The sequence below is a fragment of the Sulfolobus acidocaldarius DSM 639 genome (assembly GCF_000012285.1).
Classification (GTDB): domain Archaea; phylum Thermoproteota; class Thermoprotei_A; order Sulfolobales; family Sulfolobaceae; genus Sulfolobus; species Sulfolobus acidocaldarius.
This window is the reverse complement of the sequence record NC_007181.1, coordinates 1,335,192-1,355,013: the sequence shown is the minus strand read 5'-3', so window position 1 is coordinate 1,355,013 and position 19,822 is coordinate 1,335,192. Positions and strand designations below refer to the sequence as shown.

The 19,822-nt window shown below is 36.3% G+C and carries 24 protein-coding genes; 8 read left to right on the top strand and 16 right to left on the bottom strand.

Annotated elements, in window-relative coordinates; genetic code table 11:
* Nucleotides 1-22: 22 nt before the first annotated feature.
* Entirely contained in the window at nt 23-1,492 is a 1,470-nt protein-coding gene (locus SACI_RS07560) for a B12-binding domain-containing radical SAM protein (protein ID WP_011278400.1), read from the top strand.
* On the opposite strand, the gene serS is transcribed toward SACI_RS07560, so the two are convergent.
* From serS to hisC, 11 genes are read right to left on the bottom strand one after another with little or no spacing between them, the layout of a single operon-like run.
* Nucleotides 1,482-2,858, bottom strand: coding sequence for a serine--tRNA ligase (gene serS, locus SACI_RS07555; protein WP_011278399.1), 1,377 nt, complete (start codon nt 2,856-2,858; stop codon nt 1,482-1,484). The two genes, SACI_RS07560 and serS, sit on opposite strands and share 11 nt — an antisense overlap.
* A 25-nt stretch (nt 2,859-2,883) precedes the next feature.
* A complete protein-coding gene (locus tag SACI_RS07550; protein ID WP_011278398.1) occupies nt 2,884-3,288 on the bottom strand; it encodes a metal-sulfur cluster assembly factor in 405 nt (134 codons plus the stop codon).
* A 50-nt stretch (nt 3,289-3,338) separates the two neighbouring features.
* The gene (hisI, locus tag SACI_RS07545; protein ID WP_015385638.1) at nt 3,339-3,698 is read right to left on the bottom strand and encodes a phosphoribosyl-AMP cyclohydrolase; all 360 of its coding nucleotides are present in this window, start codon (nt 3,696-3,698) and stop codon (nt 3,339-3,341) included.
* A complete protein-coding gene (gene hisH, locus SACI_RS07540) occupies nt 3,698-4,297 on the bottom strand; it encodes an imidazole glycerol phosphate synthase subunit HisH (RefSeq protein WP_011278396.1) in 600 nt (199 codons plus the stop codon). The genes hisI and hisH overlap by 1 nt, the downstream gene beginning before the upstream one ends.
* On the bottom strand, nt 4,294-4,581 hold the full coding sequence (gene hisE / locus SACI_RS07535) for a phosphoribosyl-ATP diphosphatase (protein ID WP_011278395.1): 288 nt from the start codon (nt 4,579-4,581) through the stop codon (nt 4,294-4,296). Before hisE ends, hisH begins: the two co-directional genes overlap by 4 nt.
* Complete coding sequence (gene hisD, locus SACI_RS07530) at nt 4,574-5,755, bottom strand: histidinol dehydrogenase (protein WP_011278394.1); 1,182 nt, start codon at nt 5,753-5,755, stop codon at nt 4,574-4,576. Before hisD ends, hisE begins: the two co-directional genes overlap by 8 nt.
* Nucleotides 5,752-6,501, bottom strand: coding sequence for an imidazole glycerol phosphate synthase subunit HisF (gene hisF, locus SACI_RS07525; RefSeq protein ID WP_011278393.1), 750 nt, complete (start codon nt 6,499-6,501; stop codon nt 5,752-5,754). Before hisF ends, hisD begins: the two co-directional genes overlap by 4 nt.
* Entirely contained in the window at nt 6,498-7,079 is a 582-nt protein-coding gene (hisBd, locus tag SACI_RS07520) for an imidazoleglycerol-phosphate dehydratase (protein WP_011278392.1), read from the bottom strand. The genes hisF and hisBd overlap by 4 nt, the downstream gene beginning before the upstream one ends.
* Nucleotides 7,072-7,752 carry a 1-(5-phosphoribosyl)-5-((5-phosphoribosylamino)methylideneamino)imidazole-4-carboxamide isomerase gene (gene hisA, locus SACI_RS07515; protein WP_011278391.1) on the bottom strand — a complete coding sequence of 227 codons (681 nt, stop codon included), beginning with the start codon at nt 7,750-7,752 and terminating at the stop codon, nt 7,072-7,074. The genes hisBd and hisA overlap by 8 nt, the downstream gene beginning before the upstream one ends.
* Complete coding sequence (gene hisG / locus SACI_RS07510; protein WP_011278390.1) at nt 7,752-8,609, bottom strand: ATP phosphoribosyltransferase; 858 nt, start codon at nt 8,607-8,609, stop codon at nt 7,752-7,754. The genes hisA and hisG overlap by 1 nt, the downstream gene beginning before the upstream one ends.
* A complete protein-coding gene (gene hisC, locus SACI_RS07505; protein ID WP_011278389.1) occupies nt 8,590-9,672 on the bottom strand; it encodes a histidinol-phosphate transaminase in 1,083 nt (360 codons plus the stop codon). The genes hisG and hisC overlap by 20 nt, the downstream gene beginning before the upstream one ends.
* 48 nt (nt 9,673-9,720) lie before the next feature.
* Here hisC and SACI_RS07500 point away from each other — a divergent pair, with 48 nt between their 5' ends.
* Nucleotides 9,721-10,326 carry a hypothetical protein gene (locus SACI_RS07500; RefSeq protein ID WP_011278388.1) on the top strand — a complete coding sequence of 202 codons (606 nt, stop codon included), beginning with the start codon at nt 9,721-9,723 and terminating at the stop codon, nt 10,324-10,326.
* Here SACI_RS07500 and leuS read toward each other — a convergent pair.
* On the bottom strand, nt 10,294-13,122 hold the full coding sequence (gene leuS / locus SACI_RS07495; RefSeq protein ID WP_370685266.1) for a leucine--tRNA ligase: 2,829 nt from the start codon (nt 13,120-13,122) through the stop codon (nt 10,294-10,296). The genes SACI_RS07500 and leuS overlap by 33 nt on opposite strands.
* A gap of 84 nt (nt 13,123-13,206) precedes the next feature.
* On the opposite strand from leuS, the gene SACI_RS07490 reads away from it, so the two are divergent.
* On the top strand, nt 13,207-13,740 hold the full coding sequence (locus SACI_RS07490) for a cob(I)yrinic acid a,c-diamide adenosyltransferase (RefSeq protein ID WP_011278386.1): 534 nt from the start codon (nt 13,207-13,209) through the stop codon (nt 13,738-13,740).
* On the opposite strand, the gene SACI_RS07485 is transcribed toward SACI_RS07490, so the two are convergent.
* On the bottom strand, nt 13,716-14,678 hold the full coding sequence (locus SACI_RS07485) for a TIGR00269 family protein (protein ID WP_011278385.1): 963 nt from the start codon (nt 14,676-14,678) through the stop codon (nt 13,716-13,718). The genes SACI_RS07490 and SACI_RS07485 overlap by 25 nt on opposite strands.
* Nucleotides 14,675-14,956 carry a DUF211 domain-containing protein gene (locus SACI_RS07480; RefSeq protein ID WP_176586690.1) on the bottom strand — a complete coding sequence of 94 codons (282 nt, stop codon included), beginning with the start codon at nt 14,954-14,956 and terminating at the stop codon, nt 14,675-14,677. The genes SACI_RS07485 and SACI_RS07480 overlap by 4 nt, the downstream gene beginning before the upstream one ends.
* A 229-nt stretch (nt 14,957-15,185) precedes the next feature.
* Here SACI_RS07480 and speD point away from each other — a divergent pair, with 229 nt between their 5' ends.
* Both speD and SACI_RS07470 read left to right on the top strand, forming a co-directional pair.
* Nucleotides 15,186-15,554: an adenosylmethionine decarboxylase gene (gene speD / locus SACI_RS07475; RefSeq protein WP_011278383.1), complete on the top strand. Its 369-nt coding sequence runs from the start codon at nt 15,186-15,188 to the stop codon at nt 15,552-15,554.
* Nucleotides 15,555-15,604: 50 nt separating this feature from the next.
* Nucleotides 15,605-16,486 carry an NAD(P)/FAD-dependent oxidoreductase gene (locus SACI_RS07470; RefSeq protein ID WP_011278382.1) on the top strand — a complete coding sequence of 294 codons (882 nt, stop codon included), beginning with the start codon at nt 15,605-15,607 and terminating at the stop codon, nt 16,484-16,486.
* On the opposite strand, the gene SACI_RS07465 is transcribed toward SACI_RS07470, so the two are convergent.
* The gene (locus SACI_RS07465) at nt 16,445-16,657 is read right to left on the bottom strand and encodes a PolB1-binding protein PBP2 family protein (RefSeq protein ID WP_011278381.1); all 213 of its coding nucleotides are present in this window, start codon (nt 16,655-16,657) and stop codon (nt 16,445-16,447) included. The genes SACI_RS07470 and SACI_RS07465 overlap by 42 nt on opposite strands.
* A 43-nt stretch (nt 16,658-16,700) precedes the next feature.
* Here SACI_RS07465 and SACI_RS07460 point away from each other — a divergent pair, with 43 nt between their 5' ends.
* Nucleotides 16,701-17,528: a UbiA family prenyltransferase gene (locus tag SACI_RS07460; RefSeq protein ID WP_011278380.1), complete on the top strand. Its 828-nt coding sequence runs from the start codon at nt 16,701-16,703 to the stop codon at nt 17,526-17,528.
* On the opposite strand, the gene SACI_RS07455 is transcribed toward SACI_RS07460, so the two are convergent.
* Nucleotides 17,517-18,467, bottom strand: coding sequence for a hypothetical protein (locus SACI_RS07455; protein WP_011278379.1), 951 nt, complete (start codon nt 18,465-18,467; stop codon nt 17,517-17,519). The two genes, SACI_RS07460 and SACI_RS07455, sit on opposite strands and share 12 nt — an antisense overlap.
* Nucleotides 18,468-18,502: 35 nt before the next feature.
* Between SACI_RS07455 and SACI_RS07450 the strand changes: the two genes are divergently transcribed.
* A complete protein-coding gene (locus SACI_RS07450; protein ID WP_011278378.1) occupies nt 18,503-19,282 on the top strand; it encodes a GTPase in 780 nt (259 codons plus the stop codon).
* The gene (locus SACI_RS07445; protein ID WP_011278377.1) at nt 19,279-19,812 is read left to right on the top strand and encodes a magnesium-dependent phosphatase-1; all 534 of its coding nucleotides are present in this window, start codon (nt 19,279-19,281) and stop codon (nt 19,810-19,812) included. The genes SACI_RS07450 and SACI_RS07445 overlap by 4 nt, the downstream gene beginning before the upstream one ends.
* The last annotated feature ends 10 nt before the right edge of the window (nt 19,813-19,822 follow it).

The following is a 19,822-nucleotide window of genomic DNA, read 5'->3' as shown; positions in this document are numbered from 1 at the left end:
TTTGACCACTGATCGGTGTCTAATGACCAACCATCATGGCAAAGAGTTCCTAGGATTCCTAGGCACTGGTCCTGCAGTAGGTGTTCCAGAAAGTGTATGGAAGTGGTTAGCATGCCCAAAAATGAAAACAGATGATTTGGGGAGACCAGTCCAGGCACCCTATGGGTTAAGAAAAGTAGAGGCTTCATTAATAGATGCAGGGTTCAAAGCTGCAGTTATAGATCCTGATCATCTGAATAAATATTTGGAAACTGCAAAGGCACTAATGGTCTCCCATCACGACTATTTTGCATTCGGACCACCATCATCTACATGGTGGGGGATCACAAAGAAAGAACCAATCAATTACAAGAGTTTCCAGGAACTCATAAGAAGACCTGAAATAAAGAAAGCAAAAGAAAGAGGAATGAAAATTATCGCCGGAGGACCTTCAGTATGGCAGTGGTTGTGGAGAGAAGATATGATACAAGATGTTCAAATAGACACATTAGTAGATGGTGAGGCTGATAGATTCATCGTAAAACTAGCACAAATGATAATGGATAATGAACCATTACCTAAATATGTATACATTGGTGCAGATGAGGCACCATCAGTCGACGAAATTTCAGAAATTAAAGGAGCTAGTGTCAATGGACTCATTGAGATAATGAGAGGATGTGCACGATCATGCAGGTTCTGCTCAGTAACATTAAGACCAACTAGATATTATCCTTTAGATAAAATAGAAAAAGAATTACTAGTTAATGTTAAGAACGGAGTAAGGCATGGAGTAATACACAGCGATGACGTATTATTCTATGGGGCTACAGGAATATTTCCTAGACCTGAACCACTTATTAAATTGCATAAATTGGTGAAAAAATACTATAAAACCATAGCATGGAGCCACGCAAGCTTAGCAGCCATAAGATATTCAGAAGAGAAGTATGGTCTTATAAGTAAATTGTCAGAGATTATTTATGACAACGAGAGCCAGAAATATTTAGGTGTAGAGGTCGGGATTGAGACTGGTTCATCAAGGTTAGCTAAAGAAATAATGCCAGCAAAATCAGCTCCATTCAAAATAGAGGAATACCCTGAGACTGTTGAACAGGCTTTCAAAATTATGCATGAAAATAGAATTATACCAGCTGGCACGATGATAGTGGGCTTACCAGAAGAAACCGAAGATGATGTTTATAAAACCATAGAGTTAGTGGATAATTTGCGTTCATACAGAAGTATACTTGTCCCAATGTTCTTCGTTCCAATGGGATATTTCAAAAATAAGGACTGGTTTACTAGAATAAAACTAACAGAGGCACATATAGAGTTATACAGAAAGGTCTTTTGGCATGATGTGTATTGGGGAGAAGATATTATGAACAGATTCTACATGAAGGGACCATTATACTACCCAGTGAGGATGGCTCTTAAGCTATTCTTAAGAATAGCAAAGAGGCAAATGAGAAAAATAGAGGCTAATCTAGGAAAGTACCTTAAGAAGTAGTATTAGGCTTTTTCTTTGGATATATATATTCCTTTGGAGCACCACTAAACGTTTCTAAATATTTCCTCAAAACTTTTGGTACTTCTACAACACCGTCTTCCTTTTGGAAATTCTCAAGTATAGCTGTTATAGCCCTAGTGCTAGCTATTGCCGTACTGTTTAAAGTATGCAGATATCCTTTCTTATTGTTCTTTTCCACATATCTAATTCTCATCCTATAAGCCTGCCAGTCGAGACAATTACTACAACTGACCATCTCTCTAAACTTAGCTTGTGCCGGCATCCACACCTCAAGATCGTATTTTTTAGCCGCAGGAGCACCTAAATCACCAGATGCTATATTTATTACTCTATACGGTAAACCAAGACCTCGGAATATCTCCTCTGCATTTTCAATCATTTCTTCATGATATTTCCAGCTATCCTCAGGAGAGGAGAAGATAAATTGCTCAACCTTATGAAATTGATGTACTCTGAATATACCTTTTAAATCCTTATTTGCGGCACCAGCCTCTTTCCTGAATGCAGGGCTCACACCAACTAACTTGAGGGGCAATTCCTCCTTTGGTATCTCCTCCTTATAGTATAGAGCTGCTATGGAGTGTTCGGCAGTAGCTATTAAATATAGATCCTCTCCCTCAATCTTGTATATAGCGTCCTTAAACGTATCAAGATCTATAACACTCTTAATTACCTCTCCTCTAAGCATATAAGGTGGTAAAACAAGAGTATACCCCCTTGAAGTTATTGTATCAATAGCGTAAAGTAATAAGGCTAGATCTAACCATACTATATCGTTAAAGAGATAGTAGAAACGCGACGCTGCGACTTCCCCTGCTTTCTTCGTATCACCTAGCCGTAAAACATTCTCCAGCATATCTGCATGTCCTACGGGTTTCCAATTTATTACCTCGTAGTCAACCTTATGCCCGTTTGTCTGCTTTAGGAATTCATTAACGTCATCCTTGTATACTTTAAACTTACCCCAGAATCTTATAGGAACACTATAACTCTCATCTGGACCTATTGGAACGGAATCGTGTACAAGATTAGGAAGAGATAACAACAAATTCTCCCTTTCCTCTTCTATCTTCTGCAATTCTTTCTCCTTATCCTCTAAGGTCTTTAGTAGTTCCTTAGCCTTATTTATTAATTCACTTTTTTGCTCTTTTGGAGCTTTAGGAATTTGAGAACTAATTAAATTATGCTCATGTCTTAATCTCTCGACTTCCTGAAGAGTCTGTCTCCATTTTTTATCCAGTTCTACTGCCTTATCTACAGTAGATGTATCAATAAATCTTCTCTTTAGATTTTCCTTCAAAACTTCTGGATTGTTTCTTATTAGCTCTAATATACTCCAAGACACATTTAATCAAATGATTAGAAAGGATTTATGCATTCCGCTCTTGCTGAGACTCTTGTTGAGAGTCAGGTAAACCATAAGTTTGAATCCACATCTCTACAATATCATAACCGTACAGCTTTTTGAACCTCTCTCTACCTTCAGCTGTCATCTTAAATGGAGTCCACTGTGTATCAAAGTCAATATCGACTTCAACGCTCTTTGCAGGCACGGTTTCTTTCACTACTTGCTCTACCGTGTAAATTAAGTCATCGATAACTGGGCAACCAGGAGCTGTAAGACCAAGCCTTATGTAAATCTCCCCATCATCATTAATTCTCAACTCATAAATTAAACCTAAGTTAACTATATCCACTGGAATTTCTGGATCATAAACTTGTGTTAATGCCTCCATTATTTTAGCCTTCCATTCCTCTTTATTTATCGAACTCATATCTTCAACCAATTAAAAATATATGATGAACAAATATTAACGCTTTTCTACTATCTACCGAATTCTGATAAATCTCTATAAAAACAGCTTCTATTTCCTGTATGACATGTTGAACCTTGAGGATTAACCAACACTACTAAAGCGTCTCCATCACAATCTACTTTCACATCCTCCACTATTTGATAATTATGACTAGTTTCTCCTTTCAACCAAAGTTTCTTCTTACTTATAGACCAAAAATGCACATAACCTGTAGTCAAAGTTTTTATCACAGCGTCCTTGTTCATACTACCTACCATCAAAACTTCCTTGGTATTAACATTTTGGAGCACGGCAATTACTGTGGAGTCAGTATGTCTAAACCAAAGTTTATCAACTATCTTTTTAGCTTGCTCCTCACTTAACTTCATCACTTTCTTAACCACCTGTATACATTCGTTAAAAACTTCCTTCCAACTAGACTGCTTTTTTCAGGATGAAACTGTGTACCAACAATATTCCCGATATTAACTACGGCAGGATAGTCTATACCATACGAGGTAGTACTTAAAATCACACTTTTGTCAGTAGGATAAGCGACATAACTATGAGCATAGTACACATATTGATCATCAATCCCCTCACTCAGCTCATTATACTTAATCACATTAACCTTATCCCAACCAATATGTGGAATCTTAACTCTTGGATGATTTATCTTATCGACTCTGCCTTTCAGCCAACCTAAACCTTTGTTCAGACCACCTTCAGTACCTTCTTCAAACATTATCTGCATGCCTAGACAAATACCCAAAAACCCTGTCCCATTACTTCTGAGCACCTCAAATTTCTCCTTCCTAGCGACAAGATATTTAGATACCGCACTAAAGGAACCTACTCCAGGGAATACAATTAAGTCCTCACTACCCTTTGGTTCTTTAGATATTTCCACCTCAAACCCAACTCTCCTAAGCCCTGAGTATATACTAAATAAATTCCCAACTCCATAATCGATTATTACTGCCCTCATTTTTTCATCCTTCTTTCCAGTTCTTTATAAACATCTTGGGGTGTAACGTTCTCTAGAGCCATAAGAACCAAAAGATGATATATTAAGTCTGAGACCTCTTCAACAAATCTCTGCTGACTCTCTACTAGAGAAGCAATTATTGCCTCAGTTGACTCCTCTCCAACTTTCTGGGCAACATAATGCTTTCCCCTCTTAATTAGCTCAACAGTATAGCTACCTTCCTTCATGGTCTTCATACGATCCAGTATTATGGAATATAATTTATCTATGACATTATCACTCATACCTAGCACCTATGCTCTTAGAGTGATATATGAAACCCTCGTACTCAGCTATCAACTTTGCCATATTTACAAGTTCCTTATCAGGATTTACGGAATTGGCGTAGGAAATGGGCTTCAAGAAGTCATAAACAGTTAAACCTCCTCTTACCCTGGACCAAGCATTTGTCGGAAGTATGTGATCAGGACCAGCTGCATAGTCTATCAGTGCTGGAGGTGTTTTACCTAGACTTATTGCACCAGCATTCTTAATCTTATGTAAATAAGATTTAGGATCATTTACAAACAACGACAAATGTTCTGGCGCTATATCGTTTGCCACATCTATCGCTTCATCTATACTCTTGACCTTGACAATATAATACGTAAACTCCTCCTTATCTAATTCCTCTCTTACTTTATCAATTAGGAAATCTGAAGTGGTAACTAGTATTATATAAGATGTAGATCCATGTTCCGCTTGTGCTCTCATATCCAATATAACATGCCTATAATCTGCTGAACTATCTGCTATAACAACTAGTTCAGTTGGTCCCTCTATTCCATCAATTGCCACATCTTTGCTAACCAAAAACTTCGATGCTTGGACAAAAATATTTCCCGGACCTACAATTTTATCTACCTTTTTCACACTCTCAGTTCCATAAGCTAGTGCAGCTATTGCCTGAGCTCCACCAATTCTATATAACGCATTAATTTTTAGTTTTTTAGCTATATATGCAATTACAGAGTCTATTCTATTTGGCGGGGTTGCCACATAAATTTCACTAACTCCTGCTACTCTAGCAGGAATTGCAGCCATCAACAACGTAGAGGGATAAGACTTCAATCCTCCAGGTACATATATACCAACTTTCTCAATTGCTCTCCAAAGTATACCAAATTCTATTCCGTTATATCCTCCCCCTACCATATATGGTAGAGTTGTCTTATGAAATTCAACAAGCTGATCATAGATTCTGTCTATGGCAGCCTTATATTCCTCCGGTATTTTACTTGCTAGTTCATCTATTCTATTCTCGACTAAGGAATCTAATTTAGCCTTATCGTACTTCTCCTCTAACTCTAATAGTGCTTTATCTCCTCTTTCCTTAACTTGATTTAATATTTGTTCGACTAAAGGGAGTACTTTACTAAATTCGTTTGGTCTAGATTTTGGTATCTCATATTTGATCACATTCTCACCTCTACCCCGTTTTTACCCAAATACTTTTTCAAATCCATAATTCTGATAACACCGTCATGAAAAACGCCCGCAGCAAGAGCTGCATCGGCAACTTTCAGAATGCCTAAAAAATCATCAATTTTCCCTGCACCACCACTGGCAATTATAGGTATATTTACAGATTTAGATATTAACTCCGTGATTTCTATGTCGTATCCCTCTCTAGTTCCATCCCTATCAATACTAGTAAGTAATATTTCTCCCGCCCCTAACTTTTCCACTTCCTTAGCCCAACTTATGGCGTTTATACCCGTATTGTATTTACCTGACCTAGTAAATACATAATAATCATTACCTATTCTTTTCACGTCTATAGCTACAACTATCGCCTGTGAACCAAATTCAGCTGAAGATATTGACACTAAATCCTTATTCTCTACAGCTGCTGTATTTATACTAACCTTATCTGCACCGTTTCCAAGTATCTTAGACACATCATCTAAACTCCTAATTCCGCCTCCAACCGTCAAAGGTATTGAGATAACACTGGCAGTATCTTTAACAACATTCATCATGGTCTTTCTTCCCTCAATTGTCGCTGTAATATCTAAGAATACAATTTCGTCAGCCCCTTCCTCTTCATATCTTGCAGCTAATTCAACAGGATCTCCCTTATCTACAAGGTTAAGGAAATTTACCCCTTTAACTACCCTTCCATCTTTCACGTCAAGACAAGGAATAATCCTTTTGGACGTCATAGGCTTCCCTTGAGACTCCTTACTTCTTCGAACAATATTCTACTAGCCTCATATAATGACATGCCCAAACCTTTAAATGATGCTTCTAGTACATGATGCGTGTTCTTTCCCCTCAGCTGAATCACGTGAAGGTTAACTCCAGAATGATAAGAGAAACTAGAGAAGAAATGATATATATTCTCTATAGCTAAATCCCCTATAGTGTTTCTTTTTAATTTAAACTCAACGTTACTAACCCCTCTCCCTGAAATATCTACTGCAACTAATACTAACGCATCATCCATTGGTATAATAGTATTTGCAAACCTCCTTATACCCTTTTTATCGCCTAGAACTTCCTTGAATGCTTGACCCAATGTTATGGCAGTATCTTCAACCACATGATGATCGTCATAGTTCTGTCTATCCACAACATTCACCTTGGCTGTAGAGTTCATGTAATATAGTAACGTGTAAAGCATATGATTGAAGAAGTTCACAGGCGTAGAGACCTCTATTTCTCCCTTATTGTCTATATCTAAGAATATCTCTACCTTAGTCTCCTTTGTTTCCCTTAGTTTACTTATACTCCTAGACAAATCTGATACCTCTCAATGTCCCATTATAAAAGCTCATTCCTATTATACTATAATCGAACCCAAATGATTTTAGTTTAAGAAGATCATCCAAACTACCAATACCACCAGCATATTCCTTAATTTTCTTCACACTCTTCACATATTCAACCACATTATTATCTATCCCTCCCTTTGTGCCCTCATTGGGTATGTAAGTAAATATTACACCCCCAGACTCTAAATCTAATAGGTCACTTACTTTCACACTTTTCTCTTTCCATCCTTTTATGAGCACATAGCCATTATCGTCATAGTCAATTGACAAAAATACTTTATCAACCCCAACACCTGAAATAATCTTATCATATTCTTGTCTGTTAGTTATAGGAAGAGTAGAAACAACTATTGAAGAACAATATTCAAGAATATCTTTAGCAATCTCTAATTTTCTTACTCCTCCTCCAACTTGAGTCCACGAGAAACCTAATGTGCATATCTGCTTGATAATATCTTTATTATCTCCTAGACCTTCTGCTGCGTCAAGATCCACAATATGAATTGCGTCGTACCCTTCTGAAATGATTTCTTTAGCTATCTTCAATGGATCCCCCAATATTATCCCTGAACCGCCCTTTCCGCGAATTCTTTTCACAGCTACTTTGTTACTGATATCTATGCTGGGCATAACTTTCATCACTTTATCACCTTTTCTATATCTACTACCACTATGTCTCGGGCACCATTAGCCACAACTTTTGCTATAATTTCTGGTAATTTATCACCATCTATTACTGTGATCACTTCCCATGCATCGCCTTTAGCTAGTTTAGAAAGAGTTGGTGATAGCATAGCTGGTAATGACTGTATAACATTGTTTAATTTACTATCTGGCACATTCATAAATATCATTTTCTTATTTCTAGCATAAAGAGCTCCCTTCATCATCGTTAACATTAGATTAATTTTGTCAGCCTCATCACTCTTCATCCAATATCTGTTACCAATAACTACTGCCTGAGTTTCTAAAACAGTATCTAGTGGTTTTAAACCATGTAATTTAAGTGTAGTTCCGGTACTCATTACGTCTATAATTGCGTCCGCTGCCCCTAATGATGGAATGACCTCTGCAGCACCACTTATCTTGACTACCTTTGCGGGAATCCCTTTTTCTGTTATATATTTTTTAGCTAAGTTGTAATATTTAGTGGCTATCCTTATCTCTTGTTTTATTTGATCAGGAGAATTATAATCCCAGGAAAGTGGTACTGCTAGCACTATTTTGGCTTTTCCGAAATCTAACCTTATTAACTCATCCACGTTTGCACCTGACTCTAATACATAATCATATCCAGTAATTCCAATATCTGCAGCACCAGCTTCTACGAGACTTGGTATATCCTCTGTCCTTAACATTACTAATTGTATTCCTTCCCAATTAGTTGGTATTATCAGAGCTCTCTCGTCTGAAGATAAAGGTCTTATCCCTACATAATTTAGAAATTGGAGTACTGGTTGCTGTAATCTTCCCTTATTAGGAATTGCCAGTTTCAACTAACTCACCTAATGCTTTTATTAAAGCTTCACAATCACTTTCACTACCTACAGATATACGGTAATATCCTGAGACTGGTTTCCTTATAGCTATCCTTTTAGCCATAAGAAAACTTAACAGGTTCCTGTTGTCTTTTACGAAAACAAAGTTTGTGAAAGAGTTATACACTTTTAGACCTAATCTTCTTAATTCTGATAATAGATATTCCCTGTTTTTAGATACTTCAGCCACAACATGTTTTGTATAAGAAGGATCCTCAAGTGCAGTTATCCCCGCTATTAAGCCTGGAAGCGAGATATCAAAAGGTGTTGAAGGTTTCATTAGTACCTTAATGACGTCCTTATTTGCTATCAAATAGCCTACTCTAAATGAAGCAAGTGAAAATGCTTTGCTTAACGTCCTGACTATCATCAAGTTAGGATAATCGTAGATGAGCCTGGAGAAGCTCTTGCCATAAAATTCAAAGTATGCCTCGTCGATCATAACGAAGCCTTTTACAGTTTCAAGTAACTCCTTTAACACATCTTCAGACAACATTGGAGAACCTGTGGGATTATTAGGATTATCTATGACGACAAGTCTAGCGTCTTTACTCTCATTTAGCAATTTCTCATTATCTTCTTTCCACCAGTCTCCATCCTCAATTAAATTTATTTTAGCTTTCTTTAGTCCGCGCACAGAAGCGTAAATATTATACATGCTATATGATGGATAGTTGAACACAACCTTGTCTCCAGGTTGAACTAGATTGTAAAATACAGATCTTATCGCACCGTCCCCACCAGGCGTAGGATAAATGTTCTCTGGTTCAACTTTTGTATACTCCGCAGCTAAACGTCTTAACCTCTCTGTAAGTTCAGGGTGCTGATAGCGGTTTCCATAAATTAGATATTTTTCCACAGCCTGTATAATATGTAAGGGAGGTGGATATGGGGATTCATTAAGATGTAGTCTTATACCATCTTTTATATCATCAAATGCGTAATCTTCTGCTTCAATTAACCACGGATATATTAACTTTGAAACATCGGTTGGTGCAATAAATGACCCTATTAAACACACGAGACAGTGAAAAATAAATTTTACCTTATATCAGATAATCCTTCGGACATGATTAATATAGTCCAGGAAATATTAGAAGAGCCTTCATTGATATTTAGTTACTATAACAACGTAAAAATAGTGATTCTGCTCAACTTAATTAAACATTTAAGGTCTATGGGTAAAGAAATATGTATTGTTAACCTAGAGAAAATTAAACCTGACGTTTTACCACCGGATTTTCATTCAGTATGCAATGAAAAAAGTGAAGTGATTGTTTATGAAGCTGAAGACGAGAAAGAAGTACCTGTGAAATTTACAGTTATTATATCATCAAAGAAATTAAAACTAGGGGTTAGAATGATACAGATAGACAAATTAGGTGAAAATCTCTACAAAATGAAAATAAATAATAACGTTTTACATTTGTTTAGAGTCCTTAATGATTACACGATAAAAGAGGAACAAATAGGAGATGTGGAGAACGAGATACTAAAACTTCTAAGAGAGTACCAACAAATGAGCATGAGGGAGATAGTTCAAATAATAGCACATAAAACAAATTCCAGCAGGGAGGAGGTTAGGAATAAACTATATTTCCTGAAAACTATTGGTGCTGTAGAGATAAAGGAAGGGATAGTGTCACTCAATGATTATGGCTGGTCTAAGAGGTAGAGCGTCCTTATTGTACTTGGTTCTATCCATTTCTGATGCGTCTAGTATCCTTATTTCCTTTATACCCAGCTTGTAAGATAGATATTTGAGTCCCTTATCCAAAAGATCCTTTTCGTCAAAGTCGAAGTTAGTGACTAATTTCTTCATATCGTCATCAATCTCTCTCGCTTCCTCATAGATTTTTTGATATAACCTGGCATCTTGCTTGCCTTTAGGTTTATGTATCTCCATTAGCTGTCTTAATTGACCGCCCTTTTGGACTATATTTATGGCATCCCTCAAGACGTTTAGAAATTCCTTATTAGCCACAAATATCTTTATGCTCTTTGGGGTATCCTTGTATACGCTCAATATAGCCTGTATGTCGTTTAATAATTTTCTGTGATACGTATGAGTTAAGTCAATAAACAAGTCCACATTGGATTGATCTATTATTGGCCAACTCTCTAAGCTCACTAGTGTATTTTTCCCTATTTTATGCCATAATTCCTCTGCAAAGTGAGGCGCAAATGGAGAAAGCAGTTTAATCCATATCTGTAATATCTGGCTTAGGAGCTTACCGTTAGGTTCTCTGCCCTCAGATCTAACGAGTTCGAAGTATTCATTAATGTATGACGAGAAATTGTATAAAATTTCGTTTGACGAAGACCTTAAATCTAGAGAGTCCATGTACTGCGTAACATTGATTACCATCTGATAGAACTTACTTTTTAACCACTTCTCAGGAAATCCTTCATCCTCGCCCTTAAACTCCTTCAACTTCTCTAGAAGATCATAATAGTTCTTTAAAGTATCGATAATGGATTTTGCATAGCTATCACTGAAATTAACGTCTGAACCTATATCAGCATTTGTTGTTAAGGCTATTCTTATCACATCAGGACTATACATTCTAATTGCCTTCCTTAGCGGAACTATATTTCTCAGGGATTTACTCATCTTTTTACCATCATATAATACAAAGCCATTAACTGCTATCCCCTTAGGCCAAAGTTGATGTGGAAATATGGCGGCGTGATTAAAGATGAAGAATGACAAATGATTAGGTACTAAATCTTTACCACTGTGTCTAACATCTAATGGATACCAATACAGAAACTCATCTCTCATTGCCTTTATGACCTCAACAGGGATTCCGCTAATTTTCGATATCTCATCTGGATTACCATTTCCTAGCATTATATATTCCCAGAATTCATAGGTGAGCTGAGAAGGTTTTAGTTTATGTTCTTTGAGTCTATGGGCTATGGTGTAGAATGCCATGTAAATAGTGGAGTCACTTAGACTCTCAATAATCCACTTCTTGTCCCATGGGAGAGGTGTTCCTAGTCCTCTAGTCCTAGCACATGCCCTTTTTTGTAACCAATCTACTACAAACTCAAAGTCTTTCTTAATTTCAGGAGGAATGAATCTAATACTTTCAATAGATTTCCTTGCAAGATCTTTCCATTCCTGGTTGCCATAATCTAGGAACCATTGGTCCTTAAGTATTTTCACGACAACCTCATTACCACATCTGCAATACACAGGTCTATTCATTATCTCATATATCTTTCTTCCTAATCCTTTCTGGGTGATGAATTCTGTTATTTTCTGCCTTGCTGCTGGAACTGGAAGATTAACTAAAGGTTTTAATTCCTCGACATATTCTGGTTTAACTAGCTTAGTTATATCGATCATGACTCCTTTATTATACTCTATTCTGTAAACTTGCTCAGTCAATTTTTTCAAGTCATTATCGTTTTGGGGATTAGATTTTTCTACTAAGTCTTTAGCTAAAGTCTCTCCCATGCCCTCTACTCTTATCACAGAAATTATAGATAACTCCGATTTAGTCTTCTTAAGATAAAAGTAGTCAAAGGGTGCATGTGCTGGTACAGACATCACCACACCAGTCCCTGTCAGAGGATCCACAAAGTTAGCACCAATTATAGGAACCTCTTTTCCAGTTATGGGGTTAACCGCTGAATGTTTAACAAGCTCGCTTCCCTTTACAACTGTAATAACTTTCAGATTGTCTATTTGGAAAGACAACTTAGATGAAGCTTTTTCACTCATAACGTATTTCTTTCCATCTATTTCAACTATGGAGTATGACTCATGAGGATTAACCCATACCGCAATAGCTCCAAAGACCGTCTCTGGTCTTAAAGTTGCTACTGGTAGAATTCCCATATCAGAATCAAAGTAGATCAATACGAACTCTCCGATCTCTGGTTCCATATCGCCTTTTGTATCATGCATGCCCACAGGGATATGGTGAACTGGACACCAACCTACAGGGTGAGTATCCCTCACTATGAAACCTTTTTCCTGTAGTTTCCTAAATTGCCATATTATAAACGATGAAAACTCAGGGTCTATTGTTGTAAATTCTCTTCTCCAATCTATGCTTAGTCCTATCTCCTTCATGGCTTGCTTTATTTCTTCTTTAAAGTAATTAGCCATAAATAAAGGATCTACTAATTTAGAGATTACATCATCAGGAATTTCATAAATACTTTTGAAAATATCTATCAGTTCTTTATCTCCTTTAGCCACATCATCAGCCATAGCTATTATTGGTGTACCAGTGTAATGAAATGCCATGGGAAATAATACATTGTAACCTCTCATCCTCATGTAACGCGCATATATATCGCCAGTCACATACGTTCTTCCGTGACCTAAATGAAATGGTGAATTAGGATAAGGAAAAGCAATTGTAGTAAAGAATTTCTTCTTATTTGGATCTGGCGTTGCATCAAATACTCTTTTATTTTCCCACTCTTTCTGCCATTTCTCTGAAATTTTAATTAGAAATTCAGCAAAGCGACCATAATTCGAAATAAACGCTCACCAAAACACGTATATATATCACTTAATATAAAAACATTAAACATGTTTACTAGATCAGGTGATGATGGAAAAACAAGTATAGTAAACAAAAAGGTTGGCAAGGATTCGCCGGTAGTTGAACTTTTAGGAGACATTGATGAGCTGAACTCACATATAGGTTACACCATTACACGACTATCATGGGAAGATATGAAAGAGGACCTCCAAAAAATTCAAGTCCACCTGTTTGAGGTCGGAGAAGATATAGCTAGTGATAGTAAGAAAAAGAAAATCGATGAAAGTTACGTAAAATGGATTGAGGAGAGAACTATAGCCTACAGAAAAGAAAGTGGTCCTGTAAAACTATTTGTGATACCTGGAGGATCAGAGGAGGCTTCCTTACTTCATATTACCAGGACAGTCTGTAGAAGAGTTGAGAGAAATATGGTCAGGTATTCTAAGGAACTACAAGAACTAAACAAACAAAACATAGTTTATCTGAATAGATTGTCATCATTACTATTTGCTATGGCATTGGTTGCGAATAAGAGGAAAAACGTGCAAGAAAAGTATTATGACATAGGAAAATTCTGGTAATTAAGCAATCCTGAGTTAATCAAAAGTTCACAATTTTTACATATTTCCCTACCATAACTGGTAGGATCACCACAAATTTTACACCTTGGTAGTTCATCTTTAAAGCTACTACCACTCCTGACTCTTTCTGCTATAATATCGAAGGTGTCTAATATCTGTAACAGAGTACCTGGTCTTTTCTCTTCTAACGCGTACAATAGTTCTCTTACCTTTGCTCTCAGTGTGGGTTTCAACTCTATGTAAGGGCATTCAACTTCCTGAAACTTATAACCCTTATAGTATGCATACATTGTGGTTTCCCATTCATATATCCTCCTTAGTGGTTTCACTCTAAGTACAAACCTGGAACTAAGTTTGATGGGTTTATCACCAAATCTTATCAACCTAATTAGATCACCTCTAATCACATTCAACATAATAGCCTGAACTTCATCATCTAAATTGTGACCGGTGGCAACGTAGTCCCCATTCAACTTAAGACCTGCTGTGTTTATCAATTTTCTCCTAAATCCGCCACAAAATGTACAAGCTGACACATTTAGATTTCTCTTTTTAGAATTAGCCACCATTTGGTCTAAGGTGAAACCTACACTTTTCTCAAAACTGTCCTCTATTAACTCTATCCCTAACTCATTTAGAAAGTTCTTAAACTGAATCACCTGTTCTACTCTATTGTATCCACTTATTCCTTCAATTATATTATACGCGACCAACTTATCATGATCAATAAAAGAGGCTAATGTATCTGCCAGGACATAACTATCCTTACCACCAGATACTGCAAGTACTATTTTGCTAGCTCTAGATAAACCTAACCTTTCTATCTCCCTTTTCACCCTGTCCCTTATATCTTCTATAAAACAATACCTACATAGAGACCTACCCTTATGAGCCTGGTATATCTCAGCATCTCTCACTCCGCATAAACTACACTTCATTTCTCTTTTCTCCCCTCAACTAACTTATTCCCACTCACCACTTCATCTATGCTGTGTATGGCACATCCTTGTTCTTCAAGTGTCTTCTTCACTTCCTCGAAATCTATATTATTACCCTCTATTACTATCATAAGACCCATGGTTTCGACGTCCATGTCTATTACGCTTATATTAACACCATCCACTCCTTCCAAAGTGGAAATTTTGTTTGCAAGTTCTACTATAGAAATACCTCTTATAGGTTTTAATACGTCAAGCACCAGTCTTCTAATAACCACTTCAAATCTAAAAATAATTGGTAACCATACCATATAAAATTACATCAATAGAGTAACAATCTAATGAAGAAAAGGGAAAATACTCAGAAGAGCTAATTTAAGGATATACGTTAATTCTGTGACCGTAACATACTATTCATATGAAAAAATGCCTTTAAAACATGTGTAAAGTACGAGTTAAAAATTTAAATAAGTATGATACCCCCTATCAATAGTATGGGGGGTTGGGATGATGGGGGTTGTTAGTCTTCCTAGAGTCATAGGCAAACAAGTATACGGCTCACTATATGAGTGCGATACAACAGTGCTGGGAGAACAGAAGGTATTAGAACAGATAGTAAGAAAAGCAGCAGAAGAGGGTAATATGACACTCCTTGATGTGAAAGCTTGGAAAATTGGTGATGGTGTAAGTATTGTGGCTATAGTTCTCGAGAGCCACATTACAATTCACACCTGGCCTGAGTATAATTTTGCTACTGTAGATGTTTATTCCTGTGGATCACACACAGATCCCAGAAAAGCCTTCCTATACATAGTTAAAGAATTAAAGGCCAGGAGATATACTATGAATGAGGCTGATAGATCATCAGAGTTTTAATAGCTGGAGGAGGTATAGCAGGTCTTATAGTTGGTCACCATATTTCTGATGTGAACCCAATCGTATTTGATAGAAAACCTTTTGTGGGGAAGAAGTGCACTGGAATTATAAGCAGGAAGACCTTTGAAAAACTAGATATATCAAGAGAATTTATAGATAGAGAGTTTAAATCTATAATTCTTCACTATGAAAATAAAAAAATACAAATTAGAGCTGACCTAATTAGATTAAATAGATATAAGTTAGAGCAGAGCTTGGCACAAGATCTAGATGTAAAATTAAAAACAGACGCTATAGTAAAAAATGAAAAAGAAGTAATCACAAATAATAACGAGAAAATAACAGCAGATAAAGTAATAATTGCAAGTGGTTGGAAGGGAAGATCAAAATGGGTTAAGGCAATAGAGTACCTTACAGAACCAGTAGAAATGGAGGACATACACGTGTTCTTCAACAGAAATAATGTAGGTGGGTTTAGTTGGATTGTTCCTCTACCTTATGGCACCCTCGTCGGTGCATTAGGTTATGACGACCCGAAAAAATTTATTCCTAAACTAGATGCCAGAGTTTTAGATATCCACGGTGGTGGAATTCCAAGAGCGCATCCTACTTTCATAAGAAACGGTATAGGAGACGTTCTGGGTCTTGTAAAAATTTCAACAGGTGGCGGAATTTTCTCCATATCTGAGATGTTAGAAGGATTGAAAAAAATAGTATACGAGGATGACGAGAGACTATACAAGGAAAAATTCAATCAGTTGAAAAAGGAGATTAACAGACAACTTACTTTGTTTAATCTTGTAGAGAAAATGTGGGGAACTACACTAAGATCTCTCTTTTATATTCTAAATGAGAGAACTATAAATATAGATACAGAATTTGATTTACATTCACTTATTCCTCGCAGAATCTTTAGACCTCTCCCTGATTAAATTATAACATCCCTCACCTTTTTCTATGAATCCTAACTCAATTAGTTTATTAATAACTTTCTCTGGATCACTTATTCCAAGAGCCTTTAATTCCCTGACCGCTAAAATCTCGCCTACGGAAACTACGTTCTGGAAATATTTCTTCGCCTTCTCTAATTCGTCCTCTGGCAATAAGCTTCACCTTATAAATTCCATTACTATATAATAATTCAACATGAGTGTTAAAGCTTACTTGGAACTGATCAGAGTACATAACGTCGTAGGTTCTGCAGTTTCAGCCTTCATGGGCTATGTAATAGCAACCACGTGGAAGTTTACACCACTTTTCTTTCTCCCGCTACTTGTGGTAAGCCTAATAGCAGCTGGTGGTTATGTAATCAATGATGTCTACGACATAGAAGTTGATAAAATAAATAAGCCAGAAAGACCCTTACCCTCTGGTAGGATTGCAGTAAACATAGCTAGAAGGTTCTCCATTGTACTATTCGCTGTTGGGCTAATAATTTCAATTCCTCTAGGATTGATTCCTTTTGGCTTTGCACTCATAACTATAGTACTACTATATGAATATGCAAGGTCATTGAAGAAACTAGGCTTAGTGGGAAACTTTATCGTAGCTCTTACCAGTGCGCTCTCTGCGTATTACGGTGGACTAGCAAGTGGTTCACTTTTGGGTAACTTCATAATTCCCACAATTTACATCTTCTTCTTCACCTTATCGAGAGAATTCGTAAAGGGAATAGAGGACATTGAAGGAGATAAACGAAATGGTGTAAATACGTTGGCAGTGAAATTGGGGGAGAAAAGTACTTGGATAATAGCTAAAATTATTCTTGGAATCCTAATATTCACCTCACCTTTACCCTATTTTCTTGGATTTAATGTAATATATCTCATAGGCATTTTAGCACTAGATGTTCTCCTTGTATACATATTGATTCTCCACAACACTATAGAAAGTGCTACAAAAGCTAGGAGCTTAATGAAAATTTACGCTATAGGAACCTTAATCGTCTTCACATTGGGAAGTTTAAGAATATGATAAGGTTTTATCAAACGATTTTCTATACCCCGCTCTAATCCCTACAACTCTTACGTTGATTGTACCTTTTTTAGGCTGCAAAGGCAAAGTAAATGTCCTGAGTTCGCCTTTCTTAACGTTTTCAAATGATTTGAAACTTATTGATGCACCGTTCAGAAGAACATTCACAATTACTTTATCTAAGTCGACATCGCCCTCATTTAGTAATTTTACTGTTAAAGAGTAGTTAACGACTTCCGCCTGTACGTCAAGGACGATCTTAGGAATAACATAATTAAGATTGTAAAATGTGAGCAAGTGTGCACTTGCCTTTACGTTATTTCCACAACTAAAGCCAACTGCTATATTTCCCTTTTTCTGAACAAGAAGGTCTATTAAATCTACCCTACTATCAAATTTCTTGTCCTCTATCTGAAGTACTCCATCCTTATTTGAATTCCTGACAATTAGGTAACACTCTCCATTGCAATTTAGATTTAACACTTCTTGTGGCTTTATTAGCATAGTTCCAGCCATAAGTTCATAATATGTTTTGAAATCTTGAGCAGGATAAAATACTATATGTCCTATATTAACCAGACTAATCTGTTGAAGTTCCTTGTATACTACTGATACATCATTTTTACCTTGTCTTACTAGAGGTGAAACATCAAAGATTACGGTTGAGAACCTTTTATTGGAATCTTCTACATCTATGTTAGGCTTAAACTCCTTTGTAAGTGAGAAATCATTAAGCCAGACTCTCCATCGTGGGTTAACTTCCTTATTTCTCTCAATATTGATTACCAGGTAAACCTTTTGTGGCTTATAGTCAACACTAAAGGAATATGTCACTTCCTTATCTGAGCTTCCTAATTTTACAGGACTTACTAGAAAGTCATAATCGATGGTACCCTCGAAAACACCTTTATCGAAAGGCACTATACTACCTATTGGCATACTATTAATTAGGGTACTAAACTAAAATAAAGTAAATGATTAAACAGATTCTCGCTTACATCAGGAAATCAGATCTTGTAGTAGAGGTATTGGACGCAAGAGAACCTGATCTCACCAGATCTAAGCGACTAGAAAACTACGTGATGGAGAATCAAAAGAAATTACTCATAGTCTTAAACAAAGGAGACTTGATCCCTGTAGAAGTTTTAGAGAAATGGAAAAAATTCATAGAGGAAAATGAAGGTATACCTACAATATACATATCAGCCACACGACATCTAGGTACAAAGGTTCTCAGAGAGAAAATTAAGGAACTGATAGAGGGTGAAGGTAAAATAATTTTCATTGGTTATCCAAAGACTGGAAAGTCTTCAATAATAAACGCCTTAAAGGGACGGCATTCAGCAACTACCTCTAAACACCCTATGAGCTATGGATATACAAGAAGTATTCAGCTTTTCAGAATAGATAACAGAATATTTGCATGGGATACACCTGGGATAATACCCCCTGATGGCAACGAGCTTGAAAGAATCATAAGAGGAGCAAATGTGGATAAGCTGGAGGATCCAGTTAGAGGAGCAAAATTGTTAATAGAGAGAATAGAAGGAATAGATAAAAGCGTTCTTAGAAATACGTATAAAATAGATTACTCTAATTACTTGGATTTCTTGGAAAAACTTGCACTAAAGAGAGGATGGATTCTAAAGACCAGTCATGAACCTAACATAGATGAAGCAGCCAAGGCTTTTATAAGGGATTATCATGAAGGCAAAATAATTTATTATTTACTACCTGAAAACGTTAACAAATGATAAAATTAGTGGTCTTCGATGCGGATAAGACATTATGGACCCATTCAAATATCTCAATTTTTCGACCTCCAATAAGATTAATTGATGAAAATAGTGTTGAAGACTCAATAGGTAACAAATTAAGATTATTTGAAAATGTTAGGGAAACATTGTCTGAAATTAGACAAATGGGATTGTTTACAGCTATGGCAACGTGGAACATACCTGAAAAGACAGAACTTGTTTTATCTACTCTTAAATTAAAAGATTACTTTGATGTCATAGTATCTAATGAACATCCTTATAAATTTCTTTATATTATAGAAATAATAAATAAATTAAGTAGGCTGAAGAATGTTAAGATTAAACCAGATGAAATTATATTTGTTGATGATAGAAGATCTCACTTCGGAAATATATGGCTATATGTGGGGAAGGTGAATTGTTTAGAAATGTGGGTTGATGTCACAAGTTATACTCAACTACTGGAAAAAATTAAAACTATTTATAAACTAAAGGAAGAAAGTAAAAAGATATACAATAATGCTTAAAAATTTAAAG

What these genes read in the sequence shown, in the direction of transcription:
- SACI_RS07450 (WP_011278378.1), top strand. Translation starts at nt 18,503, where the DNA reads ATGATTAAACAGATTCTCGCTTACATCAGGAAATCAGATCTTGTAGTA.
- SACI_RS07455 (WP_011278379.1), bottom strand. Translation starts at nt 18,467, where the DNA reads ATGCCAATAGGTAGTATAGTGCCTTTCGATAAAGGTGTTTTCGAGGGT.
- speD (WP_011278383.1), top strand. Translation starts at nt 15,186, where the DNA reads ATGATGGGGGTTGTTAGTCTTCCTAGAGTCATAGGCAAACAAGTATAC.
- hisF (WP_011278393.1), bottom strand. Translation starts at nt 6,501, where the DNA reads ATGACGTCCAAAAGGATTATTCCTTGTCTTGACGTGAAAGATGGAAGG.
- SACI_RS07490 (WP_011278386.1), top strand. Translation starts at nt 13,207, where the DNA reads ATGTTTACTAGATCAGGTGATGATGGAAAAACAAGTATAGTAAACAAA.
- hisA (WP_011278391.1), bottom strand. Translation starts at nt 7,752, where the DNA reads ATGAAAGTTATGCCCAGCATAGATATCAGTAACAAAGTAGCTGTGAAA.
- hisI (WP_015385638.1), bottom strand. Translation starts at nt 3,698, where the DNA reads ATGAAGTTAAGTGAGGAGCAAGCTAAAAAGATAGTTGATAAACTTTGG.
- SACI_RS07560 (WP_011278400.1), top strand. Translation starts at nt 23, where the DNA reads ATGACCAACCATCATGGCAAAGAGTTCCTAGGATTCCTAGGCACTGGT.
- SACI_RS07500 (WP_011278388.1), top strand. Translation starts at nt 9,721, where the DNA reads ATGATTAATATAGTCCAGGAAATATTAGAAGAGCCTTCATTGATATTT.
- SACI_RS07445 (WP_011278377.1), top strand. Translation starts at nt 19,279, where the DNA reads ATGATAAAATTAGTGGTCTTCGATGCGGATAAGACATTATGGACCCAT.
- hisH (WP_011278396.1), bottom strand. Translation starts at nt 4,297, where the DNA reads ATGAGGGCAGTAATAATCGATTATGGAGTTGGGAATTTATTTAGTATA.
- SACI_RS07485 (WP_011278385.1), bottom strand. Translation starts at nt 14,678, where the DNA reads ATGAAGTGTAGTTTATGCGGAGTGAGAGATGCTGAGATATACCAGGCT.
- SACI_RS07550 (WP_011278398.1), bottom strand. Translation starts at nt 3,288, where the DNA reads ATGAGTTCGATAAATAAAGAGGAATGGAAGGCTAAAATAATGGAGGCA.
- SACI_RS07460 (WP_011278380.1), top strand. Translation starts at nt 16,701, where the DNA reads ATGAGTGTTAAAGCTTACTTGGAACTGATCAGAGTACATAACGTCGTA.
- hisE (WP_011278395.1), bottom strand. Translation starts at nt 4,581, where the DNA reads ATGAGTGATAATGTCATAGATAAATTATATTCCATAATACTGGATCGT.